Here is a 23,889-nt window from a genome sequence, read left to right as displayed (position 1 = left end):
CAACGGCAAAGGAACTACCTCATGTCAAGCTCGTCGATCGAGAAGCGGGCGCCGAAGGTTGAGAAGAAATCGGACTCGGCCGGCGAGGGCCGAGCGGCCGGTCGTTCGCTATCGCCCGATTTGCTGCACCGCATCGATCGCTATTGGCGAGCGGCGAATTACTTGTCGGTCGGGCAGATTTACCTGTACGACAATCCGCTGTTGCGCGAACCGCTCAAGTCCGAGCACGTGAAGCCGCGCCTGCTGGGGCATTGGGGAACGACGCCGGGACAGAATTTCGTCTATGTCCATTTGAATCGCATCATCAAGGATCGCGATCTGGACATGATCTACATTGCCGGCCCGGGACACGGCGGTCCGGCCCTGGTGGCGAACACCTACCTGGAGGGAACCTACAGCGAGCTCTATTCGCACATCACCGAAGACACCGAGGGAATGCAAAAACTGTTCAAGCAGTTCTCTTTTCCCGGCGGCATTCCCAGCCACGTCGCCCCCGAGACACCCGGTTCGATCCATGAAGGAGGCGAACTGGGGTACAGCATGAGCCACGCCTTCGGCGCCGTGTTCGACAATCCCAACCTCGTCGTGGCGTGCGTCATTGGCGATGGCGAGGCCGAAACCGGCCCCTTGGCCACGGCCTGGCACAGCAATAAGTTCTTGAACCCGATCACCGACGGCGCCGTGCTGCCGATCCTGCATCTCAATGGCTACAAGATCGCGAATCCGACGGTGCTCGCGCGGATCAGCCACGAAGAGCTCGAGCAGCTCATGCGCGGCTATGGGTACGAGCCGTACTTCGTCGCCGGTGATGACCCCACGAAGATGCACGAGCTGATGGCCACGACGCTCGATACGATCTTCGACCAGATCGCCGAGATCCAGCACAACGCCCGCACGAAGCACGACGCCACGCGCCCCCGCTGGCCAATGATCGTGCTCGACACGCCCAAGGGCTGGACCGGGCCCAAAATGGTCGACGGCCTGCAGGTCGAAGGCACGTTTCGCGCGCACCAGGTCCCGCTTTCCGACCCGCACAAGAATCCGCAGCATCTCAAGCAGCTCGACGAGTGGCTGCGCAGCTACAAACCGCAGGAATTGTTCGACGAGTCGGGCCGACTGATGGGAGACTTACGGGAATTGGCGCCGCAAGGCGATCGGCGCATGGGAGCCAATCCGCACGCCAATGGCGGGCTGCTGCTCAAGGATCTGACGCTGCCGGATTTTGAGCAATACGCCGTGAAAGTGACCTCGCCCGGTGCCGTCGATGCCGAAGACACGCGCGTGCTGGGGACCTACTTGCGCGACGTCATCAGGCAAAACGCTTCCATGCGCAACTTCCGCATTTTCGGCCCCGACGAAACGATGTCGAATCGGTTGAACGACGTTTTTCAAGCGACCGAGCGGCAGTGGAACGCGGAATTGATCAAAGGCGACGATCATTTGGCGCGCGACGGCCGCGTGATGGAAGTGCTCAGCGAGCATCAGTGCGAGGGATGGCTGGAAGGCTACCTGCTGACCGGACGTCACGGCCTGTTCAACTCGTACGAGGCGTTCATTCATATCGTCGATTCGATGTTCAACCAGCACGCTAAGTGGTTGCAAGTCACGAATCATATTTCCTGGCGACGGCCGATCGCATCGCTCAACTACCTGTTGTCGTCGCACGTGTGGCGGCAGGACCACAACGGCTTTACGCACCAGGATCCGGGGTTCATCGACGTGGCGATGAACAAGAAGGCCGAAATCGTGCGCGTCTATCTGCCGCCCGACGCGAACTGCCTCTTGTCGGTGGCAGATCATTGCCTGCGCAGCCGGCAGTACGTGAACATCATCGTCGCCGGAAAACATATGGCGCCGCAGTGGCTAACGATGGACCAGGCTGTGAAGCATTGCACGGGCGGTGTCAGCATCTGGGAATTTGCCAGTAACGACGCCGGGGGCGAGCCTGACCTGGTGATGGCTGCCGCGGGTGACATTCCGACGCTGGAAATCCTGGCAGCCGTCAAGCTGCTGCGCGAGCACCTGCCGGAATTGAAGATCCGCGTCGTGAACGTCGTCGACCTGATGAAGCTGCAGCCGGCTAGCGAGCATCCGCACGGATTGCCGGACAAGGACTTCGATTCGTTCTTCACGCGCGACAAGCCCGTGATTTTCGCCTATCACGGCTATCCCTGGCTGATTCACCGGCTGACGTATCGTCGGGCGAATCACGACAACATGCACGTCCGCGGTTACAAGGAAGAAGGCACCATCACCACGCCGTTCGACATGACCGTGCTCAATGACATGGACCGCTTCCACCTGGTGATGGACACTATCGACCGGCTGCCGCAACTGCAGGATCGAGGCGCATACGTCAAGCAGTTCTGCCGCGACCGTCTCATCGATCACAAGCATTACATCCGCACGTACGGCGAAGACATGCCCGAGATCCGCGACTGGCGGTGGTGAGCGGCATGGCGACGCGCCGCCTCAAGGGGGCGTGGAATACGTCCACAGATTTCGCAGATTGATTTCGCGCGTAGCGCGACGGACGAATTACACCCTTCTTCACATCGGTGTCCTCTGCGCAATCTGTGGATAGCTTCTTCCTGGCGACGCAGTCGCCGCCATCCCCTTCGCATCCGATTTTCTGCTGTTGACAACGATTACAAATGTAATTATTTACACGTGTAATCGAAACGAGGAACGGAGGCCCCACGATGCCGACAGTCACGATTTCCGACGCCGAGTGGCAGGTGATGAACGTCATCTGGGATCACCGGCCACTCGCGGCGCAGGAAGTGATTGCCCAGCTAGCGGATCACGCCTCCTGGGCTCCGGCAACGGTGAAGACCATGCTGCATCGGCTGGTGAAGAAGCGGGTCCTCACCTACGAGTTGGACGGGAATCGCTACGTCTACCGGGCCCGCGCGCGGCGCACGGACTGCGTCAAGCAGGCGAGTCGCTCGTTTCTGGAGCGCGTTTTCGGGGGTGAATCAGCGCTGTTGCTGGCCCATTTTCTGCGCAGCGCGAAGCTATCGCACGAGGAAATTGCCGCGTTACGCCAAATGCTCGATGAGCAGGAAGGTTGATCATGGACGGACTCTCCTCCCTTGGCATATTGTTGGACGACCTAGGTAGCACGGGCCTGGTGTTCTCGATCGTTGCCGGTGCGACCGCCTCGCTCTTGGCGATCGTCGTCGGCGTTTTGAATGTCGCGCTGCGGCGTTGGCTGTCTGCCGGCGTGATGAGCCTGCTGTGGGCCATGGTACTCGTGCGATTGCTCGTTCCGCTCGCGCCGCCGAGCATGGTCAGCCTGCAAAATCTGTTGCGGATGATTCCCGACGCGGACGCACAGCCGCCCATGCCAAGCTCTGTTGCCAGCCCGGCTGACGATACGCTTGTCGGTGCAGAAGCTGACGAAGCCGCCGCAACGCTAGCCACGGCGCCGACGACCGTGGAGGCCGCTAGTAGCGTTCACGAGCCGACTCCGGTTCTCGATCTTATCGCGATACTCTTGCCCGCGGCGTGGCTCGTTGGGTTGATCGCCCTGCTGGCAGCAACGCTCGTCGCCAATTGGCGTTTTCATCGCCTGTTAGGCCAGGCGTTGCCGTGTACGGATCCGCCATTGCTTGCGCTATGGAACGAGTGTCGTCGGCTCGTCGGCTGCCGCCGCGCGATTCCGCTCTTGCACCTCGAAACGATCGACCATGTCGCCGTTGCCGGCCTGTGGCGCCCGAAATTGCTCCTGCCTCCGGCGGCGCTTGATTTGTCCGATGACGAACTGCGGATGGTGATGCTGCACGAACTCGGCCACGTGCGCCGCTACGACATCGCGGCCAACTGGCTGCTGGCGCTTGTGCGAGCCGCGCATTGGTGGAACCCGGTTTACTGGCTGGCCGCCGCGCGCTTTCGAGCGCTGCGGGAGCAAGCGTGCGACGCCTTCGCGCTCGCGCATCTCGAGGGGTGCCCGGCCCGAGCCTATTCCGAGCTGCTGTTAAAGCTTCTCTCACGGCCGGCGATGCATTCGCGTTGGCGAATCATGCTGCCGGCGTTGATCGTCGGCTTTCTGTCGGGTTTCGTTCGTCGGCGCGCGGCACAAAACCGGTTGCAGGCCCTGCAGAGGGCTGGCGTCGTGCGCGGGCGCTGGCAGGCGATCGGCGCGGCGCTGGTCGTCGCGCTCGTGGCGATCGCCGGCCTGACCGATGCGCAAACGCCGCCACCGAAGCCCGCACCAAAAAACGATTGGCTGCCCGGCGCCGCCTATGATTGGGACGTGTGGGCTTCGCCGAAGCCGGATCCCGGTCCCGAGATCGCTCGCACGTACGACCTGGCGAAAATCTGGGAGCGCATCGATACCAACCCCGGAAGCGATACGGCGAGAAGAAACGTCTACTGGCTACTGGCACACGTGTTGCCCATGAGCGCCAGCCAGCACGACGTCAAAACCAAGGAGTGGGCGGACGAGCGCATGAAGCTCGACGGCGATCGACTGACCATCACCGCGCCTCGCACCGTAAACGACGAGATCGCCCGCTTGCTGGCGGCCTGGGAAAAAAGTGGTATCGGCCAGACGTGCATCGAAACGCGCTTTCTCACCTGCGACGAAGACGTCGCCGCACGGCTCGGCGTCGCATGGCGTTACGTTGGACCGGTGCCGCCTGCGGAGGACGAGGAAGCGTTCTCGGAATGGCGCGAGGAGAAGCTCAACGTCCGAGCGGCCGCATCGGTCGACGACTACCTGGCCACGGCCGTGGCCACGCTCGACAAGCAACAAGCGAAGGCTCTGGTCAATTCAATCATCGCCAACGTCACCGGTCAGACCTTGCAGGCACCTAAGGTGACCGCCTTCAACGGTCAGCAGATCTTTCTCAATGATTACACCCAAGCGGCGTACACCGTGGGAATCGCACGATTGGCCGATGGCGGCCAACGTCCGCGGGTCGTCGTCGTCGACGAGGGGGTTAAAATAAAAATGCGGACGCTACAAAGCGCCGATGCCAAAACAATTGGCCTCGACGGGCACATCGATCTGAGCAAGATCGAGGAAGTCCGCAAAATTACCGCGGTCACTCCCGACGGTCCAACGACGCTCGAGATCCCACGCGTCCGCCACTGCCAAATTGACGTCTCGTCAACTTTAGCCGACGGTCAGTCGTTACTCATCGGCTGCATTCCCACCTACGAGCAGAAACAATTTCTGTACTTACTGCTGACACCGAAAGTCATCGTCGAAGGGGACGGCGAAACCGAGGCGAAGCGTGAAGAGCAGTAACACCGCTTCCAGGCACGGTCGACTCTCATGCAGCAAGAAATGCGTCCACAGATTGCGCAGATGACACAGATTTGTTGGCAGAGCACGACACTACGCGGTCAACCGCGCTTCTCTTAATCTGCGTCATCTGCGAAATCTGTGGATGGATTGTTTTCTGTCGCGCCGATCGGTTCACCATCGCAATCGTTTGAACACCGGCGGTTTGCCGGCCGAGCTGGTGCCTTGCAGCATGAAGTACTCGACGTGCTCCCAATCCGGAAGCGTCGTGCCTTGTGCGTCGTGAAACTGCTCGCGCTGCGTGCGAATCGTCCGCCAGACCGAATCGCCTACGTCGCCGACCGCCGATGATTGCGCCTCGGCCTCGGGCAGCACGTCCGCAGTATATTCCTGGCCGTATTCGCCCGGTCGGCGGTGTTTCACGCGCACCGTGATTTTGTCTGGCATCGCTGCCGCCAGACAGTCGATCGATAGCGCTGCGTCACCGACACCGCGAAATTGCGGGTCGCCGATCTTGCGCGTTCCGAAATAAAACGACATCGGCCGCTCGTGCGGGAACATTTTGGCATCGAGCGTGAAACCGCGCTCACCGGCGCCTCCTTGCCACGGCTCGAAAAAACGCGTCTCGCCTTGATTCGGATCGGTATAGGCTGGCACCCAGTTCCAATCGGTGGACGTTTCCATGTCGTCGATGAGCTGCGAGCGAGCAAGCGTCGGCCGGGCACCGTCGATCGCGGCCGCCGGTCGCTTGATCAACAGCGAACTTTGCCGAATGCCCGAGTCGTACGTTACGTTGGCAAACGCGTACAGCACGTCGCGGGCGTCGACATAGGGGGCAGAGCCGATGAACGCATCCCGCTCGCGACGGACCGGCGCGATCGTTCGCCAGAAGCGGCTCATGGGCCAGTCGTTCGACAGCGAATAGTAAATATCGACGCGCTCGACGTGCGCTATATCTGGTGGCGTGACCCGTAACTGCGGAATACCACTCTCAGTCGCGGCGGCAAATTCGATCGCCGGAGTGGCTGGCCAACGGTCCGGATCACCGCGCAGGTGCGCGTCCATCCACAAGGGGAGCGAACGTGCCTCGGCCGGTTCGATGTGATGATCGTAGTTCGGCGTGAACAACTGGCGCCGTACGTCGGAACCGAGCAAGTCGAGCGACCGGTAGCCCAGGTCCATCTTGCCGTGAAAGTCATCGGTCGCGCTCATGAACAGAAGCGGACAATTGATGCGCGGCGCGTGCGCTTCGGGCGCGATCAGTAGCCGCCACAGGCGATTATCTTCGCTTGGTTGCGGCTCGGGCTGGGGCGGATAGCTGTTGTACGATTCCCAGCCGTTGCCGTAGATCGGCACGGCCGCTTTCACGCGCGGGTCGACGCCCGCCACGATCCACGTCAGCGTGCCGCCCACGGAAATGCCAAAGATGCCCAGCCGCGAGGCATCAACCTCGGGCTGCGCTTCGAGCAGCGACAATCCGCGCCGCGCGGCGAGTGCCCAATGATACCAAGGGTTATGGCGCGGCGTGGGGCTCATCGAACGCCCGCCCGAGACTTGCATCATGTTCGCGGGCACTTTACCCCAGCGCGTGAAATGCTCGCGGCGGTATTCCGGCCCGAGGTTCGGCAGGTTGGTATCGCCGCAGAAATCGAAGCTCAGGGTGACATAGCCGCGGCGCGCCCAATAGCGCGCCCAGTCGAGGTTGGCGGTCTGCCCTCCGCCGTGAATGTGCAGGACGCCGGGCGTCTTGCCGGCGACCTGTCGAGGTCGGCCGAGGTAAGCAAACACGCGCGTCTTTTCACCTTCGAAGACTTCCCCGGTGAAATAAATCGTCTCGAGGTGGATGCCCTCCTCGTCCTGGGTCTTGATCGTTTCGATGTCGAACGGCGGAGAGTACGGATCGAAGCCGGACCACAGTTCGTCGATGGAACTGATGGTGGCAGAAGTCGTAGCCGCGAGGTCGCCGGCAGGTGGCGCATCGTCCGCGGCGACTGCGGCTCGATCGGCCGCGCCGATGACCAGCAGAGACGTGACGAGCCACCTCAGGCAGCACCTAGGAGCCCGACTCATTCAAACACCACCATCGCGTGCATGCCCAGGTCGTTGACGATCGCTTCGAGACCATCGTCGGTTTTCGTGAGCGGCAGATCGATCGCGCCGGGTTCGAGCGTGGCGCGCGTCACGCCCGGCGCGCGGCAGCGAACGCGGATGCCCGAGAGCGGAATGATCTCTTCGCGCACCGGCCAGGTGCCGCGCAGCTCGGACTGATTCGGAAATCCCCATTGCTTGTTCAGTTCTTCCGGCAGGGGTGCCAGCTTTTGATAAATCGAGTGCATGCCCCAACTGCTGGCCTGATTCAAGAGATGCACGATCGTGCGCTTCTTGTCGGCCTGGCGCCGATAAGTGGCCGTCAAAATCAGCGGACCATCGACGTCGACCGGCGGGCGCTCGTCGCGCGCCACCCATCGCGCCGCGGCGGCCAGCATCTGCCGCATGTAGCCGTCGGGATAGAAGAACATTCCCTTGTCGACGGACGCCGGAAAATAAACGACGCGGCCGCGACCGAATTCCGAGGCGATGATCGCCGGATGCTGCTCCTTCGCGCGCTCGGCCGGCAAGTTCGGGCGATACGTGGCCAGCACCTGGCCGCCGTCGAGCGGTTTCACGTCGGCGGCGCTAGCGATCAGCGCGAGCGTTCCCTGCTCGGGTGGATTGCCCGGGTTGAGCCAGGCCGTGTTCTGCTTCGATTTAATGAGCGGGTCGTTGACGATCGGATGGTCGGCCGACAGCGTGAGATAAATGTTCTCGACCCGCTGCGAAACCGTGTCGGTCGCCTGATATTTCGCGCGGAACAGATCGGCAAGCGCGAAGTCGGGGCGCTTTTGATAGTTCTCGTCGTACAACGATGTCTCGAACGTGGCGATCAGGCCACCGCCGGCGGCCACGAAGCGGCGCACCACTTCGGCCGCGCGCGGCGACATGCAGGCGACGTTCGGCAGCACCAGGACACGAATGCCCTGCAGGTCGGCATCCTCCAGGTCGTGCTCGGTCAGCACGCGCGTGGGAATGTGCTTCTCCATGAACGCGCGAAAGGCGCCTAGCGTGTGCGAGAAATAGACCGGCAGCGCGCCTTGCGCGTACAGCGTGCGGGTTTGTTCCGAGGCAACAATGCCCAGGTAAGGAATCGCCCGCGAATGGGCGAACCACTCGTCGCGAGCCTTCATATTTTCCAGGTGCAGCTTGTAATATTCCTCGCGGCCGGTCGATTCGACGAACTCCGGGTACACACCCCACGGCGTTCCTTCCAGGCCGCGCAACTGGATCTCGACGCGCGACGAAATGCCCGAGATGCCATGAGCCGACGGCTGAATCCAGCACGCCGCGCCGCGCTCGTGGGTGATGCCTTGCATGAAGGCGTACACGAATTGCTGGTACAGCGGATCGCCCGGTACGTCCCAATACAATTCCACCGAAGAGATGTCGACGGCGCTCGTGTAATCGATCGGGTATTCGCCCATGTACATGTCAGGGTAATACCAGGTGCGATTGGCCGAGTGGTTCACGTAGATGATCGATTCGGGATTCGCGGTGCGAATGGCCGTGCGCATGCGATCGGCAAAATCGACGAAATACGCAGCGTGCCAGGCGAGGTATTGCTTCGCCACCGGATCGTGCACGGGATCGAACTTGGTGGGTATCTCCTTCCCGCCCGAGAATTCGCGGAACGCCTTCTTGGTCGCGTCGTCGTACGTGTGCAGGTGTACCGGCGCATAGCCGTCGAACCAATAGCCGTCGACCTTGAACTCGCGCGTGACGTATTCCAGCTGCGCGAGCAGCCAGTCGGCGTAGCCACTGCGAATGTTGGCGAAGTTCGGCACCGGGTCGGGTTGGCCGTCGGCCTTGATGCGCAGCCAATCGGGATGCGCTTTGGCAAAGAGGTCATTGCCCGAGGGGACCTGCACGGGCCCCATGTAAAACACGGCTTTGGCGCCGGCCTTATGGCAGCGCTCGACGTGCGTGCGCAAATACTGCTCGGCCTCTTTGACGCGCTCGGCCGGATAAAGGTCCGCCGACGGGCCCACGATTTCCCAGCGGCCCAACACATTCAGCGTCACGACGTTGTAGCCGGCCTTGACGAACTCTTCGCCCATCGGCAGCGAGCCGGGCAAATGGCCGATCCGCTTGTGCGTTTCGATCCATTCGGGAATCGGCCGCGCCGGCCGGGCAGCCGGCACCGATCGCGGCGGCAGCCCGGCCGTGTCCGGATTGGCAATCGGCTCGGCGGCCGTCGCATGGGCGACGAGAACCAACGCGATCGCAAGCGAGAACAGGTAGCAGTGAACGCGCGCGGGCGCGGCGAGACAAGGGCGCATGGCAGTGATCCCATCAAGGCGATTGATATTTCGTACGATCGCTCTCGATCATGCGCGCTGGCTACGCGTCAAGCAAGCGCCGAAAGGCGTAATCACCACGGAGTCACGGAGACACTGAGAAGAAATGAGGAATACGGAATGACGAACGAGAATCCCAGGCTTGCCTGCTCATCATTCATCATTTTGCATTCTGCATTTCCTCTGTGTCTCCGTGCCTCCGTGGTGAAGTCCTATTCCTGAGATTTGCACGGCCGGCGCGAGCTACGCGACGCCGTTTTTCTTGAACCACTCCAAGAGCCGCTTCCAGCCATCGTCGGCTTTGTCTTGCCGATACGTGGGGCGGTAGTCGGCGTAAAAGCCGTGCGGCGTGTCGGGATAGAGGACAATTTCGCACGACTTTTTGGCATCCTTGAGCGCCGTTCGCATTTTCTCGACGCTCTCGTTGGGGATGCCCGAATCGGCGCCGCCGTACAGACCGAGAACCGGTGCCTTCAAAGAATCGACCAGGTCGATCGGGTTCTTCGGGTGCAACTCGTCACTGCTGGTGATCAACCGGCCGTACCAGGCGACGCCCGCCTTCAGGTCGGGATTGTGGGCGGAATACAACCACACGATCCGTCCGCCCCAGCAGAAGCCCGTGATGCCGAGCTTGGCGGTGTTTCCCTTGCCCGACTTCTTGGCCCAGGCCACGGTCGCATCGATGTCGGAAAGAACTTGCGCGTCGGGCACCTTCGAGACCACCTTGGCAATAATCTCTGGGATGTTCTCCATTTTCGACACGTCCCCCTGCCGCGCGTACAGCTCGGGCGCAACGGCCAGGTAGCCGAGCTTGGCGAAGCGGCGGCAGATGTCCTTGATGTGCTCGTGGACGCCGAAGATTTCTTGCACCACGATCACCACGGGAAAAGGTCCCCCCGCGTCCGGCATCGCGCGATAGGCGGGAATCTCGCCGTCGGGCACGGGAATCTTCACTTCGCCGGCGACCAGGCCTTTGTCGTCGGTCGTGATCGTTTCGGCCGAGACCGGTCGCACCGCCAACGCAAAGCCGGCGGCCAGCGAGGTCACGACAAACGCGCGGCGATCGAAATCCAATCGTCCGAGCAAGCTCAACATCTCTTCGCGAACATTAGGCGTGGTCATCGTTGCACAAAGCTCCTTGGAGGAACGCGGGCGGTTTCGTGTGCCGTACCAAAAGCGCGTGGCCTGCCGCGATTGCGTAATGGACAGCGGTTACGCTCGACAACATACCCGCTCGCGATGCGCTTCGCCACGACGACCTCTAGGGGGCATCAGCTACACCAATTCGCGTAATGGCGCTGCATCACCTGCCACAAGATATTGCGGCCGGCCAGCCAGATCCGCGACCGTGACCTGCGACGCGTCGAGGCCGAGTGTGTGATAAAGCGTGGCGAAGAGCTCGGCGAATTTCACGGGGCGCTCGATGGGCTCGCCGCCCAAGCGGTCGGTCGCGCCGATGACTTGTCCCATCCGCAAACCGCCGCCCGCCAGGAGGCCGAACGCTACGCGCGGCCAGTGGTCGCGCCCCACGTTGGCGTTGATCGTTGGCGTGCGTCCGAATTCACCCCACACCGCCACGGTGACATCATTCTCCAGGCCGCGCTCGCGCAGGTCGTCTAACAGGGCCGAGAAGGCGCGATCGAAAACGACCATATCTTCCTGGCAACGATCGAAGCACGAACCGTAAGGATGCCCGTGCCAGTCCCACTTACTGTAGTTCACGGTGACGACGCGCACGCCGGCTTCGACCAGGCGGCGTGCCGCGAGAAAGCTTTGCGGCACGCGCGGCGCGCCGTTGCCATCGATGAACACGGACGGGTCGCCGGTGCCGTAGCGCTCGACGGTGCGCGAGTCTTCGCGCGATAGGTCGAGCGCTTCGGCCAATTGCGAAGAAGTGAGCACGCCCATCGCCTGCTCGGTGAAGGCATCGAGTCCGGTCATCATGCCGCGCGTGTCGACCTCGCGCCGAAAGCGATCGACGCTCGAGAGTAGTTGTCGCCGATCGTGCAGCCGATCCTGCGTGATGCCGCGCAGCACCAGGTCGTCGCGACCGTCGCCCAACGGGCGGAACGGTGTGTGGGCCACGCCCAGGAAGCCGGGGCCCGGTTCGTTGTACGGGGGATGCGTGCAGGGGTAGCACAGGCTGACATACGGCGGTATGCCCTGCGCGGCTGAGCCTTGCAATCGGGCGACAGTAGCGCCGACGGTGGGCCAGGCGCCGCTCGCGCCTGCGGCACGCGACTCGCGCCCCGTGTAGCATTGAAACGCGTCATGATCGGCCTGGCAGTCGGCAATCGAGCGGACGATCGCCAGGCGATCCATCCGTCGGGCGAGCTGCGGCATGTGCTCGCAGATTTCCACGCCCGGCACGTTGGTCTCGATCGGGCGGAACGGACCGGCCACCTCGCGCGGGGCGCGGGGCTTCAAGTCGAACATGTCGAGATGCGGCGGCCCACCCACCAGGTAGATGAGGATCAGCGATTTGCGCGAATTGGTGACGCCGGCGGTCGCTTCGGCTTGCAGCAGTTGCGGCAGTGTCAGACCGGCCGCGCCCAGCGAGCCGATGCGCAAGAAATTGCGCCGCGACAGACGATCGCAAAACGGCTCACGGCTGACCGGACCGAGCAGGTTCAGCATGACGCGCTCCGGAACGCACGGCGGGGGCGAGCGGCGGTGGAAGGCGGGAATCGAGCAGGCGAATCGTCGCCGGGCCAGTCGTTACCCGACGTTCGATTTCAGCCGCCAGGATAGCAGTACGGCACCGCCTCGGGCAAGGAATTTTGCCACGAATATCACCATAAACCATTGTCGGAACGGTGACTTCGAGCTTGACCCGGGCCGCAATCTGCAACTAGGATTACGGGGTTGAGCGGCAAGCCGAATCGCTACGGAGCGAAAGCGCTCGCCAAACGTCATATGCGGCACAGTCCGCGATCAGCACGGATCCTCTTCATGTTCCTGCGACGCCCACGCACTCACCGCGCGACGAAGCTATTCGCCGCCTGGGCGTATTTGCTGACGATTGTATTCAGCAATGCATCGCACGTGCACGTGCATGCGCTGGGCGAAGCGTCGCACGCGGTCGTTATTGGGCATTGCCATCATCACGACTGTGATGATCAAGCGTGCGAAGATCAGGCGAGTGATCATCGTGCGGCCGATCCTCACGCGTTTGCCCACGATGATACGGATCACGACGCGGCCAAGCCATGTCATGCACCGCTCGCCGATGACGACGATTGCCAGATTTGCCAGTTTCTCGGCCGCCCGATCCTGGCGGTCACGCCATTTGAGCTTGTGGAAAACTCGGAACACGTCGTTCCGCTTCGCACGGTCTCGGCCCCGCGTGTGCAACCGATCGTGGTTGTCGCCACGCAGGCACGGGCTCCTCCCATCGTAGCTCCTTCGATTTGAGCTGCGTCTTGTTCGGCCGTTAGTTCTTGCTGTGCACCGGTGGTGCATGCGCGGATTTTCGGTCCTCCATGTATCGCGCGACAAACTGCATGGGCCAATCGTCCTTGTGGACTCGCGCGCGGCTGCCGCTTGGGAAATGACATAACGATTCCCAACGCCGCGTCCGGATTTCAACGATTGGGAGAACCACGGAGATGTACAGAAGATATTCGCGACGGGCGTTCACGCTCGTCGAGCTGTTGGTCGTGATTGCCATTATCGGAATGCTGGTTGCACTGCTCTTGCCCGCGGTGCAAGCCGCGCGCGAAGCGGCGCGACGCGGCCAATGTACGAATAACTTGAAGCAGATCGGCCTGGCGCTGCACAACTACGTCAACAGCCAGGGCTTCTTTCCGCCCGGCTATATCGACGGCAATAAGGTCGCCACAGCGACGCCGGATAACGACGTTGGTCCCGGCTGGGGTTGGGCCGCCTTTCTATTGCCGTTTCAAGAACAGCAGAATCTGTACAACCAGATTCAATTCCATCAGGGCGTGCAAGCAGCTGTGAACGCGACGGTGGCGCAACAAACGCTGGCCATGTATCAATGTCCGACCGATCCCTGGCAGGACCCGGTCGCGATTTACGACATTAATATGAGCGCGCCGATCGCCACCGTGGCGCACGCCAACTACGTGGGCTGCAATGGCTGGATCGAGTGCTTCTACAATGCCGGCGGCGCGGCCGATGGCAGCGGTGGCGCCGACGGACTTCAGGGCGGTTTGGGGCTGGAAGGAGACGGCCTCTTCTTCCGCAACAGCCGCTTTACGCCGGCCAGCATCACCGACGGATTGAGCGTCACGATCGTCGTCGGCGAGCGCTCGGGCGATCATTCGCCCAGTACCTGGACCGGCGCCGTCACCGGTGGACTATGTCCGGCCTGGATGGCGGGCCAGACGCCGAACTCGCCTCCACCAGGGCCGGCGTACGACAACACCGACTTCGCCGAGGCGCTGGTGCTCGCGCACGGCAACGCCACGCACGTGCCGAGCGCCGACTTTCCGATCTTCGACCCCGATACGTTCTACAGCATGCATGCCGGCCAGGGGGCGAACTTCCTGCTCGGCGACGGTTCGGTGCGCTTTATCACCAGCAGCATCGAGCCGCTGACGTATCAGTACATGTGTACGATCGCCGGCGGCGAGATCACAGGTGGTTCGCAATGACGCCGACCACCAGAGGTCCGACCGCCAGCGCGCGGACGCGGTTTGTGTTATGGAGCACTTTGTTCATCGGCCTGCTTGCCGTGGCCGGATGCGGGCGGAGCAAATCGACCGATGAATTGATCGCCGACCTGAATTCCCGCGAAGAGCGCGACCGCATCATCGCGGTGCGCCTGTTGCCGCAGCGAACTAAGGAAGCCCAGAAAATAGTCCCGGTCCTCGCGCAATGCTTGCACGACAAGGAGCCGGACATCCGGCTGAGCGCGGCCATCGGACTGGGGTATTTTGGCGAACAGGCCCGAAGTGCCATCGACGACTTGCGCAAGGCCGAAGACGACCGCGACGCGCGGGTGCGCCGCGAGGCCGGAAAGGCGCTCACGCGCATCGATCCCAGCCTGACACCCAAGCCGCAGCCCAAGAAGCGCGGCAAGCGATAAAGCGCTGTGTCGCGAAGGCTCGCGTTTCCAGGCGGAGGGCATTTTCGCGCTGCGCGCTGGGGGCTAGCGTTGTTGCGCTGCATTGCCAGCATCCCTGTCTTTCCAGCGCACGTGACCGGCAAGCGGCGCGCCGCGCCAGTTCGGTTGTGCCTCGGATACCGAATTTGCCGATGTTTCCACAGAGCCCTGCCTTTACTGGCCCGCCGTGTTGCCTGGCGCCATTCGCGCGCCGGCCGCATCTCACATCCGTTTTTGTTTCCCGCCCGAGTCGTTCGTTCAGTCCTCGCAGGAATTCACGCGCATGGAGGCAAGCCCGCCTCGACCGTGGACGGACTCGTCCGTGGCTCGATCGACAACGCGCGCGAGCGTGCGCGCTGTCGGCGTCCGCCGCAGTGCGCGCCTGTGGCTTGCGGGCTTCCTACGGACGGCACTGCGCGCCGCGTTGTGCGTGCTTGTGCTCGTTAGCTCTGGCTGCACGAGCTTCCGCGAATATGTTGCCAACGGCTACAAGGTTGGGCCGAATTATCGACGCCCGCCGGCGCCGGTGGCCAACGACTGGATCGACGCCGATGACATGCGTCTGCGCAAAGAGGAATCGCCCGAGCTGGCCCGCTGGTGGACGGTGTTCCAGGATCCTGTGCTCGATCAACTCGTAGCCGACTCCTACCGGCAAAACCTGACGCTGCGGGAAGCGGGCTTTCGCGTGCTGCAAAATCGCGCGCTGTTGGGAATTGCCGTGGGCGGATTCTTTCCGCAGCAGCAATATGCCTTCGGCGACCATACGGCAAACTCGATCAGCAAGAACGTGGCCAACCGTGGCTTCGTGCTGGATCAGTTCTTTCCGGAGTGGGACGTCGGCTTCACGCTCAACTGGGAACTCGATTTCTGGGGACGCTTCCGCCGCGCGATCATCGCCGCCAACGACCGGCTCGATGCCTCGGTCGAGGATTTCGACGCCGTGCTTGTCACCCTGCTCGGCGATATCGCCCAGGCCTACGTGCAGATTCGCATTTTTGAACAGCAGATCGCGCTAACGCGCGCTAACGTCGAGCTGCAGCGCGAGACATTGGCCATCGCCACGGCGCGCTACAAAGGGGGCCTGGTCACGGAGCTGGACGTCGACCAGGCGCAGAGCATCCTGTCACAAACCGAGGCGCAGATCCCGCAGTTGGAAATCAGCCTCCGACAAACCAATAACCGGCTGTGCGTGCTCTTGGGCATACCGGCCGAGGATTTGGAACGGCGCATGGCGCCGCGTTCCATTCCCATCGTCGGGCCCGAGGTGGCGGTGGGCATTCCGGCCGACCTGGTGAGACGCCGACCTGATGTGCGCCGCGCCGAACGCAACGCCGCAGCCCAGGCCGAGCAGATCGGCATCGCCGAGAGCGATTTCTATCCCGCGATCTCGCTCAACGGTTCCTTCAGCTATTCGGCGGCGGAGTTTCCGCAATTATTCAGTTCCGGCGCGTTGTACGGCACTTGGGGTCCGGCGTTTCAATGGAACCTGCTGAACTATGGACGCATTCTGAATAACGTCCGCGCCCAGGATGCACTCTTTCAAGAGCTCGTTGCGCACTATCAAAATACCGTGCTCACGGCCAGCCAAGAGGTCGAGAACGGCATCGTCACGTTCTTGAAATCGCAGGTACAGACCCGCTACATGGCCGAGAGCGTGACGGCCGCCAAGAAGGCCGTCGTGGTTGCCATTGCGCAGTACCAGGGCGGATTGACCGATTTCAACCGCGTGTCGCTCGTCGAACAAAACCTGGTGCAGCAGCAGAACATTTATGCCCAGGCGCTCGGCTCGATCGCGCTGGGACTGGTGCAGACGTTTCGCGCGCTGGGCGGAGGATGGGAAATTCGGCTCGATCCGGCGTCGGGCGCTCTGCAGGGCTTGCCGCCGCCCGATCCGAATCGCCGGCCCGAGCAGATTCCCGCGCCTTCGCCCCTGTTGAATCCGCCACCGATCAAAGGTCCCGTTCCGCCGCTGCCCCCGCCGGACGGACCGCTCGGCGTGTTGCGTCCCGCTGCGCCGGCGCAAAGACTGCCGGCGCCGTCGGTGCGCGCCGCGCCGGATACAACGGCTGCGCAAGGAAGTCGACGATGAACTGCGCCTGTGCGATGACACTGTTGATCGGCTGTTGCCTGGTGTCGGAACTGCGCGCCGGGCCGCCGCTGCGGCGCGACCCTTGCTCGCCGCCGTGCGGCGTGTGCAAAACCTGGTGTTGCGACGATTACTGCCGTAAGGCGCTGCCGGGCGCGCCCCCGTGCCCTTGCGGTACTTGCGATGATTACTGCCGCAAGCCGCTGCCAGGCCCGCCGCCCGTGCCCTGCGGGACGTGCGACGACTATTGCCGCAAGCCGCTACCGGGCTGCCCGCGGAATTGCGAACCGTGGTATCGCTGTGTGCCGACGAACCCGGCGGGGCTTTTCGGCGCCCGGGAGGGAAGTGCGGCGTGCGAGGCGCCGGCGAATGCTGCTGCGTCGAACGCCGGGGAACAGCGTTCCGCGAGCGGAGCGGCTAAATAACGCGGCGTGACGGGGGGTTGCTCTATTCGGCCGATTTCGATTCTTCGTGCGCCGGTTTGACCGCTGCTACCGGTGGTTTGCCGAACCACTGAATGACGTAATAGAAAACCGGCGTCAGAAAGATGCCGAAGATCGTCACTCCCAACATCCCACTGAACACGGCCATGCCCAGCGTGCGTCGCATCTCGGCGCCGGCCCCTTGGGCCACGACCAACGGCACCACGCCCAGGATGAAGGCGAACGACGTCATCAAGATCGGCCGCAACCGCAGGCGGCAGGCCGTTAGTGCCGCCTCGCGCAGGGGCACCCCTTCTTCCTGCTGCTGCTTGGCGAATTCGACGATCAGAATCGCGTTCTTGCTCGCCAGGCCCACGAGCACGACCAGACCGATCTGCGTAAAGATGTTGATATCCATCCGCGATGACGTAACACCGATCACCGAGCACAGCAGGCACATCGGCACGACCAGGATCACGGCCAGCGGCAGTTTCCAGCTTTCGTATTGCGCGGCGAGGACCAGGAAAACGAAAACCACGGCCAGCGCGAAGACGTAGACGGCCGTGTTGCCGGCCTGCAACTGCATGTACGTGAGCTCGGTCCAGTCATAGGCCATCGACCGTGGCAGCTCCTTGCTGGCGATCCCTTGCATGACGCTGATCGCCTGGCCCGAGCTGGTGCCGGGCGCGACATTGCCGTTAATGGCCGTGGCCGAGTACATGTTGTATCGCATGACGGCCGCCGGGCCGCTCGAATCGCGCACGTCGAGCACGGTGCCCAGCGGCACCATCTCACCGCGCTTGTTGCGCAGCTTGATGAGCGAGATGTCCTCGATCCGGTCGCGAAATGGCGTATCGGCCATCACGTTGACTTGCCAGGTGCGGCCGAATTGGTTGAAGTTGTTCACGTAATACGAGCCGAGATAGACTTGCAACGTGTTGAACACTTCAGCCATCGACAGGCCGACGGCCAGGCACTTTGTACGGTCGATATTCAAATACAGCCACGGCGTGCTCGCGCGCGTGCTGGCAAAGAGCCCGTCGAGTTGCGGAGTTTCATTGCCTGCGGCAACGATGCGATCGGCGATAGACGCCAGTTCGTTAAGGCCCAGGTTGCCGCGATCCTCGACGATCATCTTGAAGCCGGCCGTGGTGCCCAAGCCGTCGATGGGCGGGGCGCCGAAGGTGCTGACCACGGCGTCGCGAATTTCGCTCCCACATTGCTCGCGAATCTGCGCAGCCACGTCGTCCGCCGTGATGCCGCGGCGATCGTGGAATTCCTTGAGCATGACGTACATCGAGCCCAGGTTCGGCGCGTTGGCGCCCAAGAGCAACGACTGGCCCGAGATGCCGACCGTGTGCTCGACCCCCTCGGTGGCATGGGCAATCTCGTCGAGCCGGGCCATCACGGCCTCGGTGCGCGCGACCGTAGCCGAGTCGGGCAGTTGCACGTTCACGAGCAAGTAGCCCTTATCCTGCTCGGGCACGAAGCCGGTCGGCGCGCGGCTGAATTCCTCGTACGTCAGCCACAACAGCCCGCCGTACAAGAGGAGCACGATCACGCTCACGCGCAGTAAACCACCCACGGCGCGCGTGTAGGCCGCGGTGCCGACGCCAAAAGCACCATTGAACAACTTGAAGAACCAGCCCAACGTTAAATCGAGCACGCGAGTCAGCGGATCGTGTACCGTACCGCGCCGCCGCAAGATCAACGCCGCCAGCGCCGGGCTGAGCGTCAGCGAATTGAAAGCCGAGATCACGGTCGACGTGGCGATCGTCACGGCGAACTGCCGGAAGAACTGCCCGGTGATGCCGCTGATGAATGCGCACGGCACGAACACCGCGCACAAGACAAGCGCCACGGCGATGACGGGACTCGTCACTTCGTCCATGGCTTTTCGCGCGGCGTCGCGCGGAGCGAGGCCTTCTTCCAGCCAGCGCTCGACGTTTTCGACGACCACGATGGCATCGTCGACGACAATGCCGATGGCCAGCACCAGGCCGAAGAGCGACAAGTTGTTGAGCGAGAAGCCCAGCGCCGCCATGGCCGCGAACGTGCCTACCACGGCCACGGGCACGGCGATCAGTGGAATCAGCGCCGCGCGCCAGTTCTGCAAAAACACCAGCACCACGATCGCCACCAGGATGATGGCGTCTCGCAAGGTTTTGAAAACCTCGCCGATCGATTCCTTGATAAACGGCGTGGTGTCGTAAACGATGCGGTAGTCGAGCCCGTCGGGAAAGCGTGACTTCAGCTCGTCCATTTTGGCGTACACGCCCTGCGCGGTTTGCAGCGCGTTGGAGCCGGGCAATTGATAAATCGACAGCGCCACCGACGGCTTGCCGTCGAGCGTACAGGACTGGTCGTATTGCTGCGAGCCGAGTTCGATGCGCGCAACATCGCGCAAGCGCACGATGCTGGTCGACGCGCTTTGCTCGTTATTAGGCGTGCTGCCGCCGCTTTGCCCCGGCCCGCCCGTGGGTCCCGTCGCCTGGTTCTGGCCCACCTTGATGATGATGTCGGCGAATTGCTCGGGATCGATCAAACGTCCCAAGGTGTTGATCGTGAGTTGAAACTGCTGCCCCGGCGGAATCGGGGGCTGCCCGATCTGGCCGGCCGCGACCTGCAAGTTCTGCTCGCTGATGGCGGCCACGACATCTTCGGCCGTGATGGCCATCGACGCCAGTTTTTCGGTGTCGAGCCAGGCCCGCATGCTGTAATCGCGCTCGCCCAGGTACGCGACGTTGGCGACGCCGGGTAACCGGCCCAGCTCGTCGCGAATCTGGATCGTGGCGTAGTTGCTCAAGAAAATATTGTCGTAGCGGCCGTCGGAGACGAGATTCACGATCATCATCGTGGAGGGCGACATTTTCTTGACGTTGATCCCTTCGCGCTGCACCAGGTCCGGAATCACGGGCTCGGCCAGTTGCACGCGGTTCTGCACCAGCACCTGGGCCATGTCCGAATCCATACCCAGCTTGAACGTCACGGTCAGCACGTAGGCGCCGTCGTTGGTGCAGAGCGAGGACATGTAGATCATGTTCTCGACGCCGCTCACCTGCTGCTCGATCGGCGCGGCGACCGTGTCGCGTACCGTCAGGGCATTGGCGCCCGGATAGTACGCGGTGACCAGCACCGTGGGCGGCGTGACGTCCGGATACTGCGCTACCGGCAATGCCAAGAGCGCAACCGCGCCGGCCAGGGTTGCCACGATCGACAACACGGAAGCGAAAATCGGCCGGTCGATGAAAAAATGCGAGATCACGGGCACTTACTCGCTGCGGTGTGGGTCGGATGTTTCGGTATCAGTGGGTCGGCCGGCGACCGTTCGCGGCAAATATCTCTGGCGCAGCCGGGTGACGAGCGTCGTCGTGGTCACGCCCAGTACGAGACCCAGCAGCAGAGCTTCGAGCAGGCGGATATGGCTGACCCTGTACAAGAGTAGGCCGGCCGTGAGACCCGCCACGGCGCCGATCAGCACCGAACCATAGCGCCGCACGCGCGAGTCGGAACAGAACCGCGTTTCGCCCAGCCCTTCGATGACCAGAAAGAACACCGGGGTGAAGAAGACGCCAAACAGCGTGACGCCGAGCATGCCGCTAAAGACAGCGGTGCCCAGCGCGCGGCGCATCTCGGCGCCGGCTCCCTTGGCGATGACCAGCGGCACGACGCCCAGGATAAAGGCGAAGCTGGTCATCATGATGGGCCGCAAGCGCAGCCGGCAGGCCTCGCGCGTGGCCTGGTGCAACGGCTGCCCCTCGTCGCGCAATTGCTTGGCGAATTCGACGATCAGAATTGCGTTCTTGCACGCCAGCCCTACGAGCACGACCAGCCCGATTTGCACGAAAATGTTGATCGCCATGTGGGCGATCGCCACGCCCAGGATCGACGACAGCAAGCACATGGGCACAACCAGGATCACGGCCAAGGGGAGCGACCAGCTTTCGTACAGCGCGGCCAGGGCCAGGAACACGAACACCACGGCCAGCGCAAAGACGTACATGGCCGTATTGCCGGCGCGAATCTGCATCAGAGTGAGTTCTGTCCATTCGGTTTTCATCGACAGCGGCAACTTCTCCACAGCCATCGCGTCGATCATCTTGATCGCCTGGCCCGAGCTGAGCGTGGGAAAGATCACGCCGTTGACCGGCGCGGCCGGATAGAGGTTGTAGCGCATGACCATGATCGGGCCGTTGACTTCGCGCATGTCGACAAGCGTGCTCAACGGCGCCATCTCGCCCCGCGTGTTGCGCACCTTGAGAAAGTTGATATCTTCCTCGCGATTGCGAAACTCGCCGTCGGCCATGATGTTCACTTGCCACGAGCGGCCGAAATCGTTGAAGTTGTTGACGTACAGCGAGCCGAGGTAAATCTGCAGCGTGTCGTCGAGGTCCCGGATCGTGACGCCCATCGCGCGGACCTTGGCGCGGTCGATATCCATGTACAACTGCGGCGTGTTGGAGCGGAACATCGTGAACACGCCGACCAGGCCGGGCGTGGCGGCCAGATCGCCGATCAACTGGTCGGTGTATTTCTGCAGCGACGGCAGGCCCAGCGAGCCGCGATCCTCGACCATCAGCTTGAAGCCGCTGGCCGTGCCGATGCCTGGCACCGGCGGTGCGCCGAAGACGCTGACCACGGCCTCGGGCACTTCGCGTTTGCACGTCTCGCGCAGCTTGTACATGATCGCGTCGGCGCTGCGCTCCGCGTCCCGGCGGTTGTCGAAGGGATCGAGCACGACGAACATCGAACCGAAGTTCGCGCTATTCGCCGTGAGCAGGATGGATTGGCCTGACACGGCCACCGTAGCGTGTACGCCGGGCGTGGCTCGGGCCAGCCGGTCGACTTTGCGCATCACATCCTGCGTGCGCCCCACGGCCGACGAGTCGGGCAGTTGCACGTTCACCAGCAGCCATCCCTGATCCTGCTGCGGGATGAAGCCGGTCGGCATCCGCGAAAAGAAGAAGTACGTAACCCCCAGCAGTCCGGCGTAGACCAAGAGCACGATCACGGCCAGCCGCAACAGTGCGCCCACGGCCGCTGCGTAGATATTGGTGCCGAACGTGAAGGTGCGTTCGAACAGTCGAAACAGCCAACCCAGCGAGAAATCGAGCAGTCGCGAAAGAATATCGCGCTTCGCGCCGTGCGGTTGCAATAACAACGCCGCCAGGGCCGGGCTGAGCGTCAGAGAATTGAACGCCGAAATGACGGTCGAAACCGCAATCGTCACCGCGAACTGGCGAAAGAACTGCCCCGGGATGCCGCTGATGAACGCGCACGGCACGAACACGGCGCATAAAACGACCGCCACCGCGATCACGGGGCTGGTAACCTCGTCCATCGCGCGGCGGGCTGCTTCGCGCGCCGGCAAGCCTTTTTCCAGCCACCGCTCGACGTTTTCCACCACCACGATCGCGTCATCGACCACGATGCCGATCGCCAGCACCAGGCCGAAGAGCGAAATGTTGTTCAGGCTGAAGCCCAGCACTTGCATCACGGCGAACGTGCCGACGATCGCGACCGGCACCGCCACCAGCGGAATAACCGTCGCCCGCCAGTTCTGCAAGAACAACAGCACCACCACGGCCACCAGGACCACCGCCTCGAACAGCGTGTGGACGACGTCGGCGATCGACTCGCTGATAAAGGGGGTCGTGTCGTAAGCGATCTGGTACTCGACGCCGTCGGGAAAGCGCGTCTTCAGCTCGCGCATCTTCGCCTGCACGCGCTCGGCCACGTCCAGCGCGTTGGTGCCGGGCAATTGGTAGATGGCCAGGCCCACCGACGGATGGCCGTTGATCATGCTGCTCTGATCGTATTGCTGCGCGCCCAACTCGACGCGCGACACGTCCTTCAGCCGCACGGTCTGCGGCGTCACGCCGTTCGGGCCGCCGTCGACCGTCTTGATGATGATGTCGCCGAACTGCTCGGGCTTGGTCAACCGGCCCAGCGCATCCATCGGCATCTGAAAGCCGCTGGGCGAAGACGACGGCTGCTGCCCGAGCGAGCCGGGCGAGGCGGCCTGGTTCTGCCCGCGAATGGCGTTGGCCACTTCGGCCGCCGTGATGCTGCGCGAGGCCAACAGTTCGGGATCGAGCCAGGCGCGGATGCTGTAATCGCGCTCGCCCAGGTAGTTGATGTCGGCCACGCCCTCGAGGCGGAATAGCTCGTCCTTGACATAGATCGTGGCGAAGTTGCTCAGATAGATATTGTCATACCGGCCGTCGGGCGAATAAAAACTGACGGCCAGCAGGATGTTCGGCGATTTCTTCTTGATCGTCAGCCCTTGCTGCTGCACCGAGGTGGGCAATTGTGGCATGGCCAGCGACACGCGGTTCTGCACCATCACGAGCGCGGTGTTCAGATCGGTGCCCAGGTCGAAGGTGACGGTGAGGTTGTAGCTACCGTCATTGCCCGACTGGCTGCACATGTAGAGCATGCCTTCGACGCCGTTGACCTGCTGCTCGATCGGCGCGGCCACGGTGTCGGCCACGACTTGGGCGCTGGCGCCGGGATAGGTGACCGAGACCTGCACCGTCGGCGGCGTGATGTCGGGATACTGCGATAGCGGCAGCGAGAGCATGGCGATCGCGCCGGCCAGCGTAATCACGATCGACAGCACGGCCGCGAAGATCGGGCGATCGATGAAGAAGCGCGAGATCATC

Annotated in this window: 13 protein-coding genes; 7 read left to right on the top strand and 6 right to left on the bottom strand. The window is 62.7% G+C overall.

Annotated features, from left to right (window positions below; translation table 11 throughout):
- Positions 1-21: 21 nt before the first annotated feature.
- The 3 genes from VHD36_14125 to VHD36_14115 all read left to right on the top strand — a co-directional run bounded on the left by VHD36_14125 (position 22) and on the right by VHD36_14115 (position 5,257).
- A complete protein-coding gene (locus tag VHD36_14125; protein ID HVU88454.1) occupies positions 22-2,451 on the top strand; it encodes a phosphoketolase family protein in 2,430 nt (809 codons plus the stop codon).
- Between the two features lie 251 nt (positions 2,452-2,702).
- Positions 2,703-3,074 (top strand): BlaI/MecI/CopY family transcriptional regulator, encoded by a 372-nt coding sequence (locus VHD36_14120; protein HVU88453.1) that lies wholly within the window; start codon positions 2,703-2,705, stop codon positions 3,072-3,074.
- A 2-nt stretch (positions 3,075-3,076) separates the two neighbouring features.
- Positions 3,077-5,257, top strand: coding sequence for a M56 family metallopeptidase (locus tag VHD36_14115; protein HVU88452.1), 2,181 nt, complete (start codon positions 3,077-3,079; stop codon positions 5,255-5,257).
- Positions 5,258-5,428: 171 nt separating this feature from the next.
- On the opposite strand, the gene VHD36_14110 is transcribed toward VHD36_14115, so the two are convergent.
- The 4 genes from VHD36_14110 to VHD36_14095 form a co-directional block, all read right to left on the bottom strand.
- Positions 5,429-7,324 (bottom strand): dienelactone hydrolase family protein, encoded by a 1,896-nt coding sequence (locus VHD36_14110; protein ID HVU88451.1) that lies wholly within the window; start codon positions 7,322-7,324, stop codon positions 5,429-5,431.
- Positions 7,321-9,627 carry an alpha-amylase family protein gene (locus tag VHD36_14105; GenBank protein HVU88450.1) on the bottom strand — a complete coding sequence of 769 codons (2,307 nt, stop codon included), beginning with the start codon at positions 9,625-9,627 and terminating at the stop codon, positions 7,321-7,323. Before VHD36_14105 ends, VHD36_14110 begins: the two co-directional genes overlap by 4 nt.
- 261 nt (positions 9,628-9,888) lie before the next feature.
- Positions 9,889-10,767, bottom strand: a complete 879-nt coding sequence (locus VHD36_14100) for a dienelactone hydrolase family protein (GenBank protein HVU88449.1) — start codon at positions 10,765-10,767, stop codon at positions 9,889-9,891.
- A 153-nt stretch (positions 10,768-10,920) separates the two neighbouring features.
- Positions 10,921-12,282, bottom strand: a complete 1,362-nt coding sequence (locus VHD36_14095) for a DUF1501 domain-containing protein (GenBank protein ID HVU88448.1) — start codon at positions 12,280-12,282, stop codon at positions 10,921-10,923.
- Positions 12,283-12,597: 315 nt separating this feature from the next.
- Here VHD36_14095 and VHD36_14090 point away from each other — a divergent pair, with 315 nt between their 5' ends.
- The 4 genes from VHD36_14090 to VHD36_14075 all read left to right on the top strand — a co-directional run bounded on the left by VHD36_14090 (position 12,598) and on the right by VHD36_14075 (position 16,805).
- Entirely contained in the window at positions 12,598-13,059 is a 462-nt protein-coding gene (locus tag VHD36_14090; GenBank protein ID HVU88447.1) for a hypothetical protein, read from the top strand.
- A 194-nt stretch (positions 13,060-13,253) separates the two neighbouring features.
- Positions 13,254-14,264, top strand: a complete 1,011-nt coding sequence (locus tag VHD36_14085) for a DUF1559 domain-containing protein (GenBank protein ID HVU88446.1) — start codon at positions 13,254-13,256, stop codon at positions 14,262-14,264.
- Complete coding sequence (locus VHD36_14080; GenBank protein HVU88445.1) at positions 14,261-14,698, top strand: HEAT repeat domain-containing protein; 438 nt, start codon at positions 14,261-14,263, stop codon at positions 14,696-14,698. Before VHD36_14085 ends, VHD36_14080 begins: the two co-directional genes overlap by 4 nt.
- 340 nt (positions 14,699-15,038) lie before the next feature.
- A complete protein-coding gene (locus tag VHD36_14075; GenBank protein ID HVU88444.1) occupies positions 15,039-16,805 on the top strand; it encodes an efflux transporter outer membrane subunit in 1,767 nt (588 codons plus the stop codon).
- Between the two features lie 444 nt (positions 16,806-17,249).
- Here the strand turns inward: VHD36_14075 and VHD36_14070 are convergent, their stop codons facing one another.
- A complete protein-coding gene (locus VHD36_14070; GenBank protein ID HVU88443.1) occupies positions 17,250-20,489 on the bottom strand; it encodes an efflux RND transporter permease subunit in 3,240 nt (1,079 codons plus the stop codon).
- 6 nt (positions 20,490-20,495) lie between these two features.
- The gene (locus tag VHD36_14065) at positions 20,496-23,888 is read right to left on the bottom strand and encodes a multidrug efflux RND transporter permease subunit (protein ID HVU88442.1); all 3,393 of its coding nucleotides are present in this window, start codon (positions 23,886-23,888) and stop codon (positions 20,496-20,498) included.
- Between the last annotated feature and the right edge of the window lies 1 nt (position 23,889).

The organism is Pirellulales bacterium, assembly GCA_035546535.1.
In the GTDB taxonomy this organism is placed as follows: domain Bacteria; phylum Planctomycetota; class Planctomycetia; order Pirellulales; family JACPPG01; genus JACPPG01.
This window is presented reverse-complemented; position numbering and strand designations above follow the sequence as displayed.